General features: G+C 60.3%; 15 protein-coding genes. 7 read left to right on the plus strand and 8 right to left on the minus strand.

The features are described 5' to 3' along the window. Positions 1–106: 106 nt before the first annotated feature. Positions 107–265, minus strand: a complete 159-nt coding sequence (locus tag IEY47_RS03350; RefSeq protein ID WP_188981711.1) for a YqaE/Pmp3 family membrane protein — start codon at positions 263–265, stop codon at positions 107–109. 204 nt (positions 266–469) lie between these two features. Here IEY47_RS03350 and IEY47_RS03355 point away from each other — a divergent pair, with 204 nt between their 5' ends. Further along, positions 470–1,378: an ABC transporter substrate-binding protein gene (locus tag IEY47_RS03355; protein WP_188981712.1), complete on the plus strand. Its 909-nt coding sequence runs from the start codon at positions 470–472 to the stop codon at positions 1,376–1,378. Here IEY47_RS03355 and IEY47_RS03360 read toward each other — a convergent pair. The 3 genes from IEY47_RS03360 to IEY47_RS03370 form a co-directional block, all read right to left on the minus strand. Then, positions 1,372–2,730, minus strand: coding sequence for a mechanosensitive ion channel family protein (locus IEY47_RS03360; protein WP_188981713.1), 1,359 nt, complete (start codon positions 2,728–2,730; stop codon positions 1,372–1,374). The genes IEY47_RS03355 and IEY47_RS03360 overlap by 7 nt on opposite strands. 240 nt (positions 2,731–2,970) lie before the next feature. Beyond that, the gene (locus IEY47_RS03365; protein WP_188981714.1) at positions 2,971–5,418 is read right to left on the minus strand and encodes a membrane-bound PQQ-dependent dehydrogenase, glucose/quinate/shikimate family; all 2,448 of its coding nucleotides are present in this window, start codon (positions 5,416–5,418) and stop codon (positions 2,971–2,973) included. A 493-nt stretch (positions 5,419–5,911) separates the two neighbouring features. Beyond that, positions 5,912–6,394, minus strand: coding sequence for a hypothetical protein (locus IEY47_RS03370; RefSeq protein ID WP_188981715.1), 483 nt, complete (start codon positions 6,392–6,394; stop codon positions 5,912–5,914). Between the two features lie 137 nt (positions 6,395–6,531). On the opposite strand from IEY47_RS03370, the gene IEY47_RS03375 reads away from it, so the two are divergent. Both IEY47_RS03375 and IEY47_RS03380 read left to right on the plus strand, forming a co-directional pair. Then, entirely contained in the window at positions 6,532–7,020 is a 489-nt protein-coding gene (locus IEY47_RS03375; protein WP_188981716.1) for a tRNA (cytidine(34)-2'-O)-methyltransferase, read from the plus strand. Positions 7,021–7,203: 183 nt separating this feature from the next. Next, positions 7,204–9,558: an FdhF/YdeP family oxidoreductase gene (locus IEY47_RS03380; RefSeq protein ID WP_188981792.1), complete on the plus strand. Its 2,355-nt coding sequence runs from the start codon at positions 7,204–7,206 to the stop codon at positions 9,556–9,558. A gap of 213 nt (positions 9,559–9,771) precedes the next feature. Here the strand turns inward: IEY47_RS03380 and secB are convergent, their stop codons facing one another. From secB to IEY47_RS03395, 3 genes are read right to left on the minus strand one after another with little or no spacing between them, the layout of a single operon-like run. Then, positions 9,772–10,248 (minus strand): protein-export chaperone SecB, encoded by a 477-nt coding sequence (secB, locus tag IEY47_RS03385; protein ID WP_188981717.1) that lies wholly within the window; start codon positions 10,246–10,248, stop codon positions 9,772–9,774. Positions 10,249–10,301: 53 nt separating this feature from the next. Continuing rightward, positions 10,302–10,556, minus strand: a complete 255-nt coding sequence (gene grxC / locus IEY47_RS03390; RefSeq protein ID WP_188981718.1) for a glutaredoxin 3 — start codon at positions 10,554–10,556, stop codon at positions 10,302–10,304. 2 nt (positions 10,557–10,558) lie between these two features. Next, positions 10,559–10,972, minus strand: coding sequence for a rhodanese-like domain-containing protein (locus IEY47_RS03395; protein ID WP_188981719.1), 414 nt, complete (start codon positions 10,970–10,972; stop codon positions 10,559–10,561). Positions 10,973–11,301: 329 nt separating this feature from the next. On the opposite strand from IEY47_RS03395, the gene gpmI reads away from it, so the two are divergent. The 4 genes from gpmI (at position 11,302) to IEY47_RS03415 (ending at position 16,352) form a co-directional block, all read left to right on the plus strand. Next, positions 11,302–12,837: a 2,3-bisphosphoglycerate-independent phosphoglycerate mutase gene (gpmI, locus tag IEY47_RS03400; protein WP_188981720.1), complete on the plus strand. Its 1,536-nt coding sequence runs from the start codon at positions 11,302–11,304 to the stop codon at positions 12,835–12,837. A gap of 102 nt (positions 12,838–12,939) precedes the next feature. Beyond that, complete coding sequence (locus IEY47_RS03405; protein WP_188981721.1) at positions 12,940–14,208, plus strand: murein hydrolase activator EnvC family protein; 1,269 nt, start codon at positions 12,940–12,942, stop codon at positions 14,206–14,208. A 27-nt stretch (positions 14,209–14,235) separates the two neighbouring features. Then, a complete protein-coding gene (locus IEY47_RS03410; RefSeq protein ID WP_188981722.1) occupies positions 14,236–15,576 on the plus strand; it encodes a S41 family peptidase in 1,341 nt (446 codons plus the stop codon). Next, positions 15,573–16,352: a divergent polysaccharide deacetylase family protein gene (locus IEY47_RS03415; RefSeq protein ID WP_188981723.1), complete on the plus strand. Its 780-nt coding sequence runs from the start codon at positions 15,573–15,575 to the stop codon at positions 16,350–16,352. The genes IEY47_RS03410 and IEY47_RS03415 overlap by 4 nt, the downstream gene beginning before the upstream one ends. Before the next feature lie 220 nt (positions 16,353–16,572). On the opposite strand, the gene IEY47_RS03420 is transcribed toward IEY47_RS03415, so the two are convergent. Next, positions 16,573–17,337 (minus strand): substrate-binding periplasmic protein, encoded by a 765-nt coding sequence (locus tag IEY47_RS03420; RefSeq protein WP_188981724.1) that lies wholly within the window; start codon positions 17,335–17,337, stop codon positions 16,573–16,575. Positions 17,338–17,723: the final 386 nt, after the last annotated feature.

The following is a 17,723-nucleotide window of genomic DNA, read 5'->3' on the forward strand; positions in this document are numbered from 1 at the left end:
CGAGGATATACCAATCTGTAGCCGTGAGGAGAATTAGATGGTGAAGGCCACCTGCAAGATAGACGCGTCCCTCCTACAGGTGGTTTTACCTTGGCAGCCGCACGCGCTAGCGGCGAGCGATGATCCAGACCGCGTGGATGATCCCCGGGATGTAGCCGCAGATGGTCAGCAAGATGTTCAGCCAGAAATGCAGGCCAAGCCCGACCTGGAGGAACACGCCCAGCGGCGGAAGGATGATGGCGAAAATGATCCGAATCAGATCCATGAGAAACGTCTCCTGAAAGGTTGGCATTGATGCCGGCTCATCAAAGACCGCAGCCCGATGAGAAGGGTTCCAGCACCTCGTTTGAGCACGTCAAACCCGCCATGGACTTTCAGTCTTTACGCATTTAACGACCCCGCCCATGCGCCCGAATGATATGGTTTCTCGTTTCCAAAAGACCCAGGCTGTTCCAACGGAGTTGCATACGTGAGAAGAACCGCATTGTTTACCCTGCTCGCTCTGGCGATCGCAGGCTGCAGCACACCATCGTCGCAGCAGGACACCCTGAACGTCGTTCAACCACAGGGCACCGTCGCCGTAAAGAAAGACCCGCAGAAAATCGTCAGCTTCGACTTCGGCAGCGTGGACACATTGGCGGCGCTGGGCGCGGGTCAACGCGTCGTCGGCGCAGCCGACAACCCGCCCCCCTATCTCCAACCGAATGGCCTGCAACTCGCGCCGGTCGGTTCCTTGAAAGCCCCGAACCTGGACGCCGTTCGGGCACTTTCGCCGGATCTCATCTTGGTGACTGGACGCCAAGGCGACGACGCGCAGAGGCTGGCCGGCATTGCACCGACGCTGGACATGAGCACCGGCCCGGATTACCTCGCCAGCGTGAAGCAGCACATCACGACCCTAGGCGAACTGGTGGGACGTCAGGAGCAGGCCAAGACGGCATTGGTGGACCTGCAGAAAAGCGTCGATGAAGTCCGCGCCCAAGTCGCAAAATCCGGCAAGAAAGCCATCGTGCTAACGCACAACGAGGGGCGCTTCTCCGCCAACGAGCAGCCGGTGATCTATTCGGTCCTGCAGGCCCCGCGCGCGCTACCCGCACCTGCCCCACGAGCGCCCGGCGCGCCGCGGCCAAAACCACAGCCGATGACGCTGGAGCAGATTGCAGCGGCTCAGCCGGACATCATTTTCATCGTGGACCGCAGTGCGGCGATCGGTGGGAAGCCTCTGGATATCGCATCGCTCAATGGCTCTGCGCTACTGAAGACGCCGGCGGCAAAGCACAACGACGTGTTCTATCTTGACCCGCCGCTCTGGTATCTCTCCGGTGGTGGCCTGCAGAGCCTGATGTTGCAGATCGAGCAGATCGCGCAGTCTTACTGAGACGGCGCGGTCGCCGGCCCTTGATGTCCTTCGGCGACCAGGGGCTGATCCGGCGCGTTGCGACCGTTGCGCAACGGAATGTCGACCCGCGTACGCGGCAGGCATTCCGGATAACGCTGCGCGATGAAATTGATGAGCCCTTCACGCATGTGGCAGCGCAGGTCGAACGCGTTCGGCCCACCACGCGCGCTGACCAGCACGCGGATCTGAATGTTGTGCTCGGTCATCTCCAACATCTGCACGACACAAACGCGGCCATTCCATAGCGGTGACGCCTCGGCCAGACGCTGAGCCTCTTCGCGTAGCGGCTCCATTGGCAGATGGTAGTCGGCATACAGGATGACCGTGCCGAGCAGGTCTTTATCGCGTTTGGTCCAGTTTTCAAACGGATTCTCGACAAAGTACGTGATCGGCAACACGAGCCGACGCAAATCCCAAATCCGGATCACGACGAACGTCAGCGTCAGCTCCTCCACCCATCCCCATTCGCCTTCGACAATCACGGCATCGTTCAGCTGGATAGGCTGCGTGAGCGCAATCTGAATGCCGGCGATGAGATTCCCCAGCACCTTTTGTGCGGCGAACCCCAGGATGACCCCGATGATGCCTGCGGACGCCAGAATGCTCGCCCCCAATTGCCGAACCTTGTCGAACACCATGAGCATCGACGCCACGGCCAGGACCACGATGAGAAAATTGATGAGCTTGCGGAGTACCGTGATCTGCGTGTGGACCTTGCGTGCGGTGAAATCCTCGTCGTTGAACTGATAGCGCTCGCTGAGCATGCGCTCGGTACTGTTCACACCGTAGATGAGCACAGCGGCAACGCTGGCGATCAGTAGCAGGCTTGTCAGGCTGCGCAACACGTCGCCCATTTCCTGCGAAGTCACGAACAGCGGGAAGAGTGAAAACAGCAGAAATACGGGGGCCAACGCAGCCAGACAGCGCAGGAAAAACGGCATGACGAAGCGTTCGAAGAGCGACGTGCGCTTCTCGGACCAACGATCCACCAAATGCACGAAGCGCTTGGCGACCCGGATCAGCAACCAGACGGACAACAGCAGCACGGCCACGTGCGCTAAGGGAATCAGAGTAACCCGCCAGCCAATCGACGCCGGCAGGAGCAGGTAGAGCGCAAACGCAGCGCCATAGACCCACAAGATGCAAACGACGGGGACGTGCCCGGCTTTGCTGGTCGCATAAAACAAATTCAAACGGCCGCTTTGCAACCGCATCAATCTCAGGTGGATAAAGGTCAGGACGCTGCTGACCCCAAGAGTAATACCCAGTACGCAGGCGCTGAGAATCCACGCTGGAAAGGTTTCGATGCCATGGATGATGTAATCGATCATTCAGTGCCTCTGAGCTGTCCTTCGACGGGCGCACATTGGTGACGGCCGCGGCACGACCAGCCACACGGCGCACGGTGACGGTTACCGAACTTACGACAGAAGCACCGCGGCAGGGTTCGTCGCCACCCCCAGGCGAACCCTCTATCTAGAGCGGCTCTCCCCAACGAAAAAGGGAACCGCGAACGGTTCCCTTGTCGATGATGGGGCGCCAGCCTGGGAGGCGACGCCCTGCCTATGCACTCACGGTAGTGCGTAAGTGATCACGTAGTCGCCGGTCGGCGTCTCCATGAAGTGGTGCCCGGTGGCGACGATCATCAAGTACTGCTTGCCGTTCGCTTCGTACACCAGAGGGTTGGCCTGGCCGCCCGCAGGCAGTACATCTTGCCAAACGGTCTTGCCGGTCTCCATGTCGATCGCCCGGATGAGGTCGTCCGTGGCGGCCGCGATGAAGACCAACCCGCCCGCCGTCACAACCGAACCACCATTGTTGGGCGTACCGATGTCGATCGGCAGGCCAGACTTGATGCCCCAGGGGCCGTTGCTACGCGCAGTGCCCAGCGGACGATCCCAGATGGTCTTGCCGGACTTGAGATCGATGGCACGGATACCACCGTATGGCGGCTGGACGCACAACAGCCCGGTCTGCTTGAGGCGCCAGCCCGCATTGACGTTCATCGCGTATGGCGTGCCTTCCTGCGGATCCCCGGCGCCTTCGGCACCCCCTCGATCGGCGGCCAATTCTTCACGGGGACGCCAGCCAAGCTCGTTCGCTTTCTCGCGCGGGACGAATTCGTTGTAGTTGGGCATGTCATTGTAGTTCGCAATGATCACGCCACGACGCGTGTCGACGGCCACGCTCCCCCAGTCCGACCCGCCGTTGTAACCGGTGTATTCGATCCACGGCTGATCGGCTGTCGGTGGCGTGTAGATCCCTTCGTAGCTGGCCTGGCGGAACTGGATACGGCAGGCCAGTTGGTCGAACGGCGACATCCCCCACGCATCTTTCTCGGTCAGCTCAGGCTGACGCAGCGTGTGGTACTTGGAGTACGGCTGCGTTGGCGAGCGCTGCTCGGGCTCAGCGCCACCTTGCGGGGCGGGCCGCTCTTCGATATCGAAGAGGGTTTCACCCGTGCGGCGATCGAATACATACATCTCGCCCTGCTTCGTCGGCAGCAGCACCGCCGGGACTGGGCCCTGATCCGTCGGAAAGTCGAGCAGCGTCGGCTGCGAGCCGAGGTCGTAATCCCACACATCTTTGTGCGTGGTCTGGAACTTCCACACCGGACGACCGGTTTCGACGTTCAACGCGACGAGTGCCACGCTCCAGTCGTTTTCGGCTTCGGTCCGCGAACTGCTCCAGTAATCGGCAGCGGAGTTACCCATGGGCAAATAGACGAGCCCGAGGTTGTTATCGCCCACGGCCGTCGTCCACATGTTCGGCGAACCGCGCGTGTAGGTCTCGCCGTCTTTCAGCGGCTCGGTGCGGTCCGGATTACCCGCGTCCCACGCCCAGCGCAACTCACCCGTCACGGCATCGAAACCCTTGATGACACCCGACGGTGGATAGCGACGCTGACCATCGAGCACCTGATGACCGGTCACGACGACATTGCGCACGATCGTGGGGGCAGAGTTGATCGAGACATAACCGGCTGGCGCGACGCCCATGCCTTCCTTGATGTCGACCTGGCCGTTATTGCCGAAGTCGGCGCAGGGCTTGCCCGTTTCGGCGTCGACCGCAAGGATTCTGCCGTCCAACGTGCCAGAGAAGATCCGCGTACGGCAGGTCATGGCATCCCCTGCCGGTGCACTAGCAGACGCGGACTCGTCCGCCGGAACATTGGGACGGTCTTCAGGCACCTCGTAATAGCTCACACCTCGGCAAGCCGCCGTGTAGGGAATGGCGTCTTCCGGCACCTTCGGATCGTAGCGCCAGCGTTCCTTGCCTGTGCCTGCGTCCAGGGAAATGAGGATGTTGCGCGAGGTACACAAGTAGACATTCTGGCCGATCTTCAATGGCGTGGTTTCCGCGCCCCAGCGGTGATCGAGTACGTCGCCAGTGCGGTACTCCCACGCTTTCTTCAATTCACCGACATTGTCACGGTTGATTTGGTCTAGCGGGGAATAACGGGTCGCCGCTGCATTGCGGCCGTATGCCGACCAATCAGCGTCTGCGGGGTTGTCCGCGACTTGAGCATCGCCGACATCCGTTTCCAGCGAAGCGTCGCCAGCGGTGGGCAGCGTGCCGGGATTCGTGTAGCCATAGGGGACGAATGCAAGGCCTCCCGCGACGACCAGGACCAGGCAAAGGACTGCCGCACAGGCGCGTGTGGCCCCTTTCGCGTAGCCCAGACGTGGCGCGACGAGCGCGAACACGATAGCCAGGATTAAGATGAGGTCGAGGCGCGGAATCCAGCGCCAATAATTCAAACCGGATTCCCAGGCGCTCCAAATGACGGTGCCGATGAACACCAGCACGAACCAGAACGTGGCGCCTCGCTTTCGCTGCGTGAGCTGCATTCCGGATATCAGTAAGCCGATACCGACGATCAAGTAGTACCAAGACCCTCCGAGAAATGCGAGGTAGGCGCCGCCAGCGCCGAGCACGAGTCCCGTGAGTAAAAGTACAAGCCCGAATATGAAGAGCACCGTGTCGAAATGCCGTCCCCGACCATCAGATCGACTCATTATCCTTCCTTAAATTATGTGTATTTATTTCGAAGAACTCAGAAGTCCGATTTGTGACGGAGTTGGAAGTTCAGCTTATTTAAGGAACAGCCCGTTGCGCTCGCCCCCCTACTGGGCACTTTCGCGCTTGCGGGATCAATTTCGTGCATGCCTACGGGGAACAGGAGCGATATCCGAGCTTTGTAGGTTTATCTAAAAGGCACGCGCGCCAAAGGAGCCAAGACACACACCTGTTTGATTTTCATTGAAAATCAATTACTTAAATAATTTTATAGCGATCGATTGCAAACGATCTCTTAGAAAAAGTCGAAGTGGCACGCCTGGTGCAAAGTGATCCCCATCCAGTTTCGGGGACCTTGGTACAGGCAGGCCGGGGATTCCCCTCTTTTATGCGAATGAATGGGCCGCTCTTGAAGCGGCCCATTTTTGTTTAAGCCGCGGGTACGCCCGCCCAATGTGGATCGCGCATTCACACGTACGGTGAGGGGCTCAGCTAACGGAGCGGCTCTGCGGTGATCGTCAGGCGCCAGCCATCAGGATCATTGGGTTCGATGGTGTCGATGACTTGTAGATGTCCCGCCAACGGCACCAGCAATACCCGAACGTCAGACCCGACGGGGCGAACGAGCCAGGAAAAACGCTCATTACCACTTACGTCACCGCTAAAAGAGCTCCGAAGCGATGCTCTGGCAAGTACGAAGCTGACCGCGCCATCCTGCACGTTGCGGCGTAGATCGTGCGGCGGGCGGTCTAGGAGCAAAGACAAACTCAAGCGGCTTTGCGCGACCATGGGCGTCACTTGCAAGACCCGCGAAGGCATAGCGATGGCGTCTTCGGAGGGATTGACGATGCGGCCGATCATGAGGCCAATGACCACGCCAAAAAACACCAGCGAAAGCAGCCAGACCGACGCCCGTCGCAGGCGCGCCTTGCGCTCGAGCATCGCATCGTTGAACTCGTCGTCGCGTTCGGCCAATGTCGGCTGCCTTACAGGGAGTGAAACGGGGGAGAAGCCGCACCGCAAGACGCGGGCGTGATGCCACTGACTTTAACATGGCCTGCCGGGCCGTCAGGCGTGGGGTAGAATCGCGGGCTGACTCAACGGGCTGAATCATGTTCAACGTCATTCTCTTCCAACCGGAAATTCCACCCAACACGGGTAACATCATCCGGCTGTGCGCCAACACCGGCTGTGCGCTTCATCTTATCGAGCCACTCGGTTTCGACGTCGACGACAAACGCCTGCGGCGCGCCGGCCTGGATTATCACGAGTACGCCACCCTTCGACGCCACCCCGACCTTGCCAGTTGCCTGGCGTATCTAGGCTTGGATATCCCGCCAGGGGCGGAGGGGCCGCGGCTGTTCGCACTGACGACGAAGGGCTCGCACCCTCATCACCAGGTCCACTATCGAGCGGGCGATACGTTCCTGTTCGGCCCAGAGAGCCGTGGATTGCCGCAAGACGTTCGCGAAAGTTTGCCGCCGGAACAACGTCTGCGCCTGCCGATGCGACCTGACTGCCGCAGCCTCAATCTGTCCAACACCGTGGCCGTGGTCGTCTACGAAGCTTGGCGTCAACACGATTTCGCTGGGGGTGCCTAGCTAACGGTGCCTAGCCGGCCGCACCTCGCCGGCCACACCACTACAAACGTTGGCGTGGCCGCCGGCCACCTCGCTGAGCAGTCGCGCTGAACCATCGTTTTCACAGGTTCGTCGTAATTAGGGCCTGTCGCTAATTCTTCGCGACGGCGACAGCCCACTACAACGGCCGGCGATGACGACATGATGAGTGCAATTCGATTCAAGCCCTACAAGGGTCCCTCGGGGGGTTGGGGTTCCGCCTACTCCGTCACCAACATTCTCTTTCGCGAAGGTGCGCCAATCGAAGGCACCGCCGCGCTCTTCAAACAGAACCGTCCGATCTCCGGCTTCGCCTGTGTCAGCTGCGCCTGGGCCAAGCCCGGCGAAACGCGCCCGCTAGAATTTTGTGAAAACGGTGCGAAAGCCACGGCGTGGGAGGTAACGTCGCACCGCTGCGATGCCGAGTTTTTCGCGCGGCACCGTGTTGCAGAACTGTTGAACTGGAGCGATTACGACCTGGAGCAGCAGGGTCGCCTGACCCAGCCCATGCGCTGGGACGCCGCGACCGACCGCTACGTACCGGTAGATTGGCAACAAGCGCTACAGGATATCGGCTCGCGACTGGCCACGCTGGGCGATCCCAATCAGGCCGTGTTTTACGCGTCCGGCCGCGCGTCGCTGGAAGCGTCGTACATGTGGGCGTTGTACGCGCGCCTCTATGGCACGAACAATTTGCCGGACAGTTCCAACATGTGCCACGAAAGCACGTCGGTCGCGCTGCCCGAAAGTATCGGCATTCCGGTAGGCACTGTCACGCTGGACGATTTCGATAAAACCGACGGTTTTCTCTTCTTCGGCCAGAACACCGGCAGCAATAGCCCACGCATGCTGCATGAGCTGCAGCATGCCCGTAAGCGGGGCGCACCGATCATCACCTTCAATCCGCTGCGCGAGCGCGGCCTGGAGCGCTTCGTCAATCCGCAATCGCCAACGGAGATGGTGACTGGGGCCGAAACCGTCATTAGCACGCAGTATCACCAGGTCTCGATCGGTGGCGACACCGCAGCCATCGCGGGCATCTGCAAAGCCTTGTTCGAGCTGGACGACGAGGCTAAGGCATCGGGCCAACCCCGCGTTCTCGATGTCAACTTCATTGAAGAACACACCCATGGGTTCGACGCGTTCGAACAGCGAATCCGCGCTTACACCTGGGGCGCGCTGGAAAAACGCAGCGGTCTCACGCGCGGCGCGATGGAGGCCACCGCACATGTGTACGCCCGTTGCGAGCGCGTGATCGGCGTGTACGGCATGGGGCTGACTCAACATCGCCATGGCGTGCAGAACGTACAAATGGTGGTCAACCTGCTCTTGATGCGCGGCAACATGGGCAAGCCTGGGGCAGGCGTATGCCCCGTACGTGGGCATTCGAACGTACAGGGGCAACGTACGGTGGGCATCACCGAAAAAGCAGCCCAAGTACCGGCGGACAATCTACGCCAGCAGTACGGCTTCGAGCCGCCTGCAGAGAACGGCGTGAACACCGTCGAAGCCTGTGAGGGCGTCGTTGCTGGGCACATCAAGGCGTTCCTGTCACTGGGGGGAAACTTCGTCCGGGCCGCACCCGACACCTACCAGCTCGAGCCTGCCTGGAAGAATCTGGACCTTACGGTGCAGATTGTCACCAAGCTCAACCGCAGCTGCCTCGTGCACGGGCGGACGGCTTATATCCTGCCCTGCCTCGGACGCACCGAGGTAGATGTACAGAACGGCATCGAGCAGCAGCACACCACCGAGGACAGCACTAGCTGCATCCGCGCCTGGCGGGGCGTTGCCAAACCAGCGAGTGAGCACCTGCGCTCGGAGCCATGGATCATCGCGGAACTCGCCAAGGCGACGCTGCCGAACCCACAAACACCGCCGTGGGACGCTTGGGTTGCGGACTACTCGCAGATACGCGATGCGATCGCGGGGACCTATCCCGAGACGTTTCATGACTTCAACGTCCGGATGCTCGAACCGGGAGGTTTCCATCGCCCCTTGGGCGCCAGCGAGCGCAAATGGACGACCGAAACCGGCAAAGCCAACTTCATCGCACCAAAGACCCTGTCGGTGGACGACGACATCGAACCGTCGGCTGAGCGGCGCGACGTGCTCAACCTCATGACGATTCGCAGTAACGACCAGTTCAATACGACGGTTTACGGCTACGACGACCGCTTCCGGGGCATCCTCGGCACGCGCTCGGTGATCCTGCTGCATCGCAACGACATGGCACGTTTCGAGCTGAACGAAGGGGATCTGGTGCAGGCCTGTACGGCAGCCAACGATGGCATTCACCGGGAAGTCGGCCCCCTGCGCGTCACGCCGTACGACATACCCGAAGGCTGCTGTGCAGGGTACTACCCGGAACTGAACCCCCTGGTCCCGCTTTGGCACCATGCAGAAAAAGCAAAGGTGCCAGCGGCGAAATCGATACCAATCACCTTGCGCAAGACGATTGCCGTAGCGGTTGAAAAGACACCTGTCGAACCCATACCGCCGCACGCTGTAAATGGTTGAAGGCGCTCACCACTCTCTGTAGGAGCCCACTTGTGGGCGATCAGCGTTTTGCCAGGCGACATCGCATCGTCGGCAAGATCGCGATCGCCCATAAATGGGCTCCTACAGAAAAGCTTCATGCGTACGTGAAATGGCCGATTTCAAACACATAGCCTGAACCGCACCTACAAAAAAGCGCCCACATGGGGCGCTTTTCTGAGCCATCCGAAAACCTTACGCCGTCGGCGTTTGGCCTTCCGCAGCCTGCATGCGCTGCATTTCCTGCGCATACAGGGCGTCGAAGTTCACCGGCGAGAGCATCAACGCCGGGAACGAGCCGCGGACGACTAGACTGTCTAGCGTTTCACGCGCATACGGGAACAGGATGTTCGGGCAGAAGGCGCCCAGGGTGTGGCTCATCGATGCCGCATCTAGGCCCTTGATCAGGAAGATGCCGGCCTGCTGTACCTCAGCGATGAACGCAGTCTCTTCGCCCGTCTTGACGGTCACCGACAGCGTCAGCACGACCTCGTGGAAGTCGCCTTCCAGCGCCTTCTGCTTGGTGTTCAGATCCAGCGCGACATTCGGCGCCCACTCCTGACGGAAGATCTCCGGGCTTTTCGGAGCCTCGAAGGACAGATCGCGCACATAGATGCGTTGAAGGGAGAATTGAGGCCCTTGAGCCTGTTCGTTGCCTGCTTGCTCAGCCATGACGAATCCTTTTGATGATATTCAGATACAGGAAACGCGGCGCCACCGAGGTGTCAGCCGCGTAGCAATGTGTCCAGCTTGCCCGCTCGCTCGAGTGCGAACAGGTCATCGCATCCACCGACGTGTCGATCGCCGATCCAAATCTGTGGGACCGATGTGCGTCCCGCCTTCTGAGCCATCTCCGCCCGTAAATCGGGTCGCGAGTCGACTGCAATTTCCTCGTAAGGCACGCTTTTGCTGTCGAGCAAACGTTTGGCCCGAATGCAGTAGGGGCACCAGGCGGTCGTATAGATGACGATCGAAGACATGTTCACTTCACCACGGGCAAGTTATCTGCACGCCAGGTGGACATTCCGCCGGAAAGCCTGGCGACCGTATGACCTGCCTTCTTCAATTCCTGGCAGGCGCTTCCCGAATGCTGACCGGACGCGTCCACCACGATGATGGTCTTGCCCTTGTATTTGTCGAGCTCGGAAATGCGGTTGACCAGCTTGTCCTGAGGGATGTTCACTGCACCGGCCACACGACCCGTCGCGAATTCCTTGGCCGGGCGGATATCCACCACGACCCCTTGATCGGCATTGACCAGGGAAGTCAGTTGGCCTGACGTCAGCGCACGCCCCGCGCGGCGCATCTCGTTGAACAGCAGGGCAATGAGTAGAACGAAGAACAAACCAACGAGAAGATAGTGGTTGGTTGCGAACTCAAGAAACTTGGCGACCATCAGGTTTTTCCAGGAAATAAAAATGCTGGGAGCGGATGCCGCTTCTGTTCGCGGTGCGACGAAATGGCAACAGGGGCCGGAGTATACACAGGCATACGGGCCCGCTGAACCACAAGCGAGACACGCAGTCCATAGAGACGGTCCAGAGCCCGCCACCGCCGCATATGCTGCCTTCGTTGCCGCTTACGGCATCGACCTAGAAGGTTCGTGCGCCGCTCCCGCCGGGGGTCGACGGTGACGCTGGTCGCTCCAGCCATTAACATGCGCCCTTGCCCTGCCTGCCGGTGCAGATCGACAGGCCTACACTTTTCAGCCAAGAGTCCGATTTTATGACAGCCACGCCCAAACCCCTGGTCCTGATGATTCTGGATGGTGTCGGTCACAGCGAAACGCCGGAGCACAACGCCGTGTTCGCCGCGAAGAAGCCGGTACTCGATCGACTCATGGCGACTCAGCCAAACGGCTTGATCTCGGGCAGCGGAATGGATGTCGGCCTGCCGGACGGCCAGATGGGCAACTCGGAAGTGGGCCACATGAACCTCGGCGCGGGCCGCGTCGTTTACCAGGATTTCACGCGAATCACCAAAGCGATTCGCGACGGCGAGTTCTTCGATAACGCCGTCATCGGCGCGGCGGTCGACAAAGCCGTCGCGAACGGTAAAGCCGTGCACATCATGGGGCTGCTTTCCGATGGTGGCGTACACAGTCACCAGGATCATCTGATGGCGATGATCGAGCTGGCCGCTCGCCGCGGCGCCGAGCACATCTATCTGCACGCCTTCCTCGACGGTCGCGACACCGCGCCAAAGAGCGCCAAGGCTTCCCTCGAATTGGCCGACAGCACCTTCGCACGGCTCGGCAAGGGCCGCACCGCATCGCTGATCGGTCGGTACTTCGCGATGGACCGTGACAACCGCTGGGACCGCGTGCAGCAGGCATACGAGCTGATCTGCGACGGCAAAGGCGCATTCAATGTGGCGAGTGCCGTGGAAGGACTGCAAGCCGCCTACAATCGCGATGAAAGCGACGAATTCGTCAAGGCGACCACCGTGGGCACGCCGGTGCAGATCGAGGATGGCGACGCCCTGGTGTTCATGAACTTCCGCGCCGATCGCGCCCGCGAGCTGTCGCGCTGCTTTGTCGAGGACGACTTCGACGGCTTCGCCCGGGCACGCCAACCCAAGCTGGGCGGCTACGTCATGCTGACTCAGTACGCGGCAAGCATTCCCGCGCCTTGCGCCTTCCCGCCCTCCACGCTCCATAACGTGCTCGGTGAATACCTGGCAAAGAACGGCAAGACTCAGCTGCGCATCGCTGAGACCGAAAAATACGCGCACGTGACGTTCTTCTTTTCCGGTGGTCGCGAAGAACCCTACGAGGGCGAAGAGCGCATTCTCATTCCGTCGCCGAAAGTCGCCACCTACGACCTGCAGCCGGAAATGAACGCACCTGAAGTGACGGACCGCATCGTCGACGCCATCGAGCATCAGCGCTTCGACGTCATCATCGTCAACTACGCTAACGGGGACATGGTCGGACATACCGGCGTGTTCTCCGCAGCCGTTGCTGCGGTCGAGTGCCTGGACACCTGCATCGGGCGTATCACCGAGGCGCTAGAGAAGGTGGGCGGCGAGGCCTTGATCACGGCGGACCATGGCAACGTCGAGCAGATGGAAGATGAAAGCACCGGCCAAGCGCATACGGCGCACACCACCGAGCCCGTGCCCTTCATCTATGTCGGTAAGCGCAACCTGCGTATCCGTGAAGGCGGCATTCTCGCGGACGTCGCGCCCACCATGTTGACCCTGATGGGCCTGCCGATTCCCGAAGAGATGACCGGCACGTCCATCGTGGAATTGCAGTAGAGTCGTTCCGTCGCGCCAAGTGAAAAAGCGTCGCGAACGCTTTCACTTGGCCGCGACAGCTTGTAGCTTATCGCTGCCCTTCCCGAGACGCCGCCCGCCTAGATGCTTCGTATCCTGACCACCCTCCTGCTGGCTTGCCTGCTCGGATCTGCCCATGCCGACCAGCGCGCTGAAACGCGACAGCAGCTGGAATCCGCGCGCAAAGACATCGCCGAACTGAAAAAACTGCTGGGTGAGCTGCAGCAGGAAAAATCCTCCGTGCAAAAGCAGCTCAAGCAAAGCGAAACCGAGATGGGCAACCTGCAAAAGCAGGTCGATGATCTGGAGGGCCAGCTGGACAAAGGTCATACCGAACTGGAAAGGCTCGACGGCGAGAAAAAAAAACTCCAGCAGTCGCGCATTGAGCAACAACGGTTGATCGGTATCCAGGCCCGTGCGGCTTACCAGAGTGGCGGCCGCCAGGAATACCTGAAAATGCTGCTCAACCAGCAGGACCCCGAACAGTTCTCGCGCACGCTGACGTACTACGACTACCTCAGCAAGGCGCGCTTCGAGCAGATCAATACGTTCAACGAGACCATCCGCCAGCTGGCCAACGTCGAACGCGAAATCGAAACGCAGCAGGAACGCCTCTCCGAGCAAAAAGACATGCTTGCCAGCCGCAAAGAGGAACTGGCCCGCGTCCATGACGAGCGCAAGCAGGCCTTGGCCAAGCTCAACACGGACCTCGCCGCCCGCGATAAGCGCCTGAAGGCCCGCCAGGATGAGCAGGCACAGCTCAATCAGGTGCTCAAGACCATCGAAGAAACGCTCGCTCGCCAGGCACGCGAGGCTGAAGAAGCTCGCCAGCGGGCGCTCGCCGAAGCGCGCCGTCAACAGCAGGAACAGCAGGCCGACACGTCTTCCTCACTCCGTAAGCCAATCCCGAGCGGCCCGGTCGTTTCCAGTTCGGGTAGCTACGGCGGTCCGTTCAGCAGCGCTCGCGGGAAACTGCCATGGCCGGTTGATGGTCGATTGATTGCCCGGTTCGGCTCTCAGCGTGGGGATGACTCGCGCAGCAAATGGGACGGCGTACTCATCGGAGCGACGGAAGGCAGCACCGTACGCGCCATCCACGGCGGTCGTGTGGTGTTTGCGGACTGGCTACGCGGCGCAGGCCAATTGGTAATTCTCGATCACGGCAATGGTTATTTGAGCCTCTACGGTCACAATCAACGTTTATTGAAAAGCGCCGGCGACATCGTCAAAGCCGGCGAGCCGATCGCGACCGTCGGCAATAGCGGCGGACAGGACCAGTCCGCGTTGTATTTCGCCATCCGCCAACAGGGCCGCGCGAGCGATCCTGTCCAATGGTGTCGTGCGCAGGGATAGCGCATACCTGATTAACTGGAGTCCAACATGCCCCACGTGCGCCACTTGTTCCGTTCCACCCCACTCGTTCTTGCGCTGACCTTCAGCGCAACCGGGGGCGCTTGGGCACAGCAAACCCAGCAACCACCCCAGACGATCGCGCCAGCGCCGGAAGAAGTACCGGCTACTACGACGAAAGCGCCGCTGCCGCTGGAGGAGCTGCGCACGTTTGCCGAGGTGCTGGACCGCATTAAAGCGGCGTATGTCGAGCCAGTGGACGACAAGACGCTGCTCGAGAACGCGATCAAAGGCATGCTCGATAACCTGGATCCCCATTCGGCTTATCTGGGTGCCGATGAGTTCAAGGAACTCCAGGAAAGCACTAGCGGCGAATTTGGTGGGCTCGGCATCGAAGTGGGCACCGAAGACGGCTACCTCAAGGTCGTCTCCCCCATCGATGACACCCCGGCTTCCAAAGCTGGTATCGAAGCGGGCGACGTGATCCTTGAAGTCGATGGCAAGCCCACGAAGGGCCTTTCAATGATGAGCGCGGTGGACTTGATGCGCGGAGAGCCCGGCAGCAAGGTCCGCTTGCTGTTGAGCCGCGGCGGCGGCAAGCCCTTCGAACGCACGCTCACACGTGCAGTGATCAAGGTACGCAGCGTCCGCAGCGAAATGCTGGAGAAAGGCTACGGCTACCTGCGTATCAGCCAGTTCCAGGTGAACACCGGGGAAGAAGTGGGCAAGGCGCTGGATCAGTTGCGCAAGGACAACGGCCGCAAGCTGGATGGCCTGGTGCTCGATCTGCGCAACAACCCGGGCGGCGTACTGCAGTCCGCGGTCGAAGTGACTGACCACTTCCTCAAGAAAGGTTTGATCGTCTACACCGAAGGACGCCTGCCGAATTCCGAGCTGCGTTTTTCAGCTGATCCGAAGGACGCCAGCGAAGGCGTGCCACTCGTAGTCTTGATTAACGGCGGCAGTGCCTCGGCAGCGGAAATCGTCGCTGGCGCCCTGCAGGATCACAAGCGCGGCGTGCTCATGGGGACGGACAGCTTCGGCAAGGGCTCGGTCCAAACGGTATTGCCGCTGAACGGCGACCGCGCGCTCAAGCTCACGACGGCCCTGTATTTCACACCTAATGGACGCTCTATCCAGGCGCAAGGCATCACGCCGGACATCGACGTGCCACGCGCACGCCTGACCCGCGAGAAAGACTCCGAAAGCCTGCGCGAAGCCGATCTGCAGCGTCACCTCGGCAACGGCAATGGCGCGCCCGATCGTCAACGCAGCGCGACCCCTGCGCCATCACGTCCGCAGGACGAGGATTACCAGCTGAGCCAGGCGCTGAACCTGCTCAAGGGTCTGAACGTTACTCGCGGCGAATGATTCGCCGCGATGCCCTGCGTTGGCTTGCGGGAATGGCGGCGCTAGGCGCATTGCCGATAAGGGCAACGCAAGCCGAGTCGCGACCGCGCCTGACACTCATCATCGACGACCTGGGTCAGACACCTGCGCGCGACCAGCAGATTCTGGAGCTGCCCGGCCCCGTCGTGATGTCGATCCTGCCGGATACACCGCACGCGACCGAACTTAGCCGGAAAGCGTACCGGGCCGGCAAACAGATCCTGCTGCACCTGCCTATGGATCCGGCCGGCGGGCCATTTGCCTGGCATCCTGGGATGCCGATTCCCGAACTCGAAAAGCGCCTGAATGCAGCACTAAACGCCGTGCCGGGCGCTGAGGGCATCAACAACCATATGGGCAGCCGCATGACTTCGCAGCGCGAAGCGATGGCTTGGCTGATGCAAGATTTGCAGCGGCGCCACCTGTTCTTTGTCGATAGTCGCACCAGTAGCGCGACCGTCGCTGCCGCCGAAGCACAACGTGCGGGACTGGCATCGCTGTCGCGGGACGTCTTTCTCGACGACGACATGCATCCCGAGGCGATCGCCAAGCAATACGCCTATGGCTTGGCGCTGGCGCGCAAACAGGGGTCAGTGGTCATGATCGGGCACCCGCATCCCGCCACGATCAGTGTTTTGCAACGCGAGCTACCACGATTGAAGGAACAGGGCATCGACTGGATCAGCGCCGACATGATGATCGCCGTGCGCCACAATCTCGCCATGCCCGCCCACGGTATGAACGGGCGCTATCGGTAGGCGGTTTGGGGCTTGGATCCCGCCTGTCAGGTATTAACTAAGAGATATAGGGCGCTTGTTCGAACGCATCGCGAGCATCGCTCGCTCCCATATTCGTTCTCGGTGGCGACTCAGCGGGGAGGACAAGCTCATCTATCTCGTGGGAGCGGGCCACGTCCGCGATAGGCTTGGCCTTTACACCGAGCATCGAACAAACGAGCACCCGCTCGGCGTCCCGCCTTCACTGACCGAAATACGGGCTCGCCAAACGGTTCATCGTGCCGTCTTTGCGCATGGTGTCGAGTGCGGTTTGGAGTCGCTCTACGACTTCATTGGGCGTGTTGGGGTTCAGCGCAAGATATTGCTCAGTACCCGCCTCTGCCACCAGCGCAACCTGTAGCCCTTTGACCCCTTCCAACGACGCGTAGTACCGGAAGACCGGGTCATTCGTCGCCCACAGGTCGATCTCACCCTCGAGCAACTTGCGAATGTTTTCCTGATCCCGAAGCGATTCGGTATAGGGAACACCGTTCTTGTCCAGAAACGCAGCCGAGGAACTGCTCTTGTAGGCGCCAACCTTGTACTGCTTGGCGGCTTCCAGATCCTTGACGGTAATCGACTTACCGGGCGCCGCGACAAGCACGCGCTCAGTGCTAGAGAGCGGCCCGACCCACTTGAACAGCGGCTTGCGCGACTCGTTGATCGTGGTGGAAAAAATGCCGTAGTTGGGCATTTCGAGCACAAGGCTGTAGATGCGATCCCATGGGAAACGCAACGACAGGTCGTAGCCAATATTGGCGCGCTTGAACATCTCGCGAACGACTTCCGCGTTGACGCCGCGAATGTTCTCGTCCCGGGCGAAGTTCTTTTCGTCCGCGGACATGTTGAAAGGTGGGAAATTCTCCGTCAGCAACACTACCCGGTACCCTGCCGGCAGCTCGGCATGGGCGAACGCAGCCATGCTGAACAGACCAAGAAACAAGGCGCTCTTAAGGGTTTTCCACATGCTCTAGCTCCTGTCCGTGGAAGCGCAATCGCGTCCGGCTCATCAAGCGACGAGGCATCCACGGTATGTATCGTCGACTGCCTTGATAAACCACTATTCGCCGACGCCGAAATGCGAAGGCGATCACACCAAAAGCAGCTTTCGTACCAGAAAACGATGACAAATACACCGCGATACACAAGTGGTGTTTCTTTACCAACATGCGCCCGAATAGCGCGTCGAACAGAGGGTCACGCGCGTACAGACGATGACCATGACGATGACTGAACGGCAAAAGCGTATCCCGCTTAAACCGCCAATGGCCGAACAATGTCCATGCTGTGTCAGATAAAGGCGTAGCCGGTCACACCGACCCGGCATGACCGCTTCCAGAAACGCGCAAAACC

Source organism: Pseudomonas matsuisoli, assembly GCF_014647635.1.
Classification (GTDB): Bacteria; Pseudomonadota; Gammaproteobacteria; order Pseudomonadales; family Pseudomonadaceae; genus Pseudomonas_P; species Pseudomonas_P matsuisoli.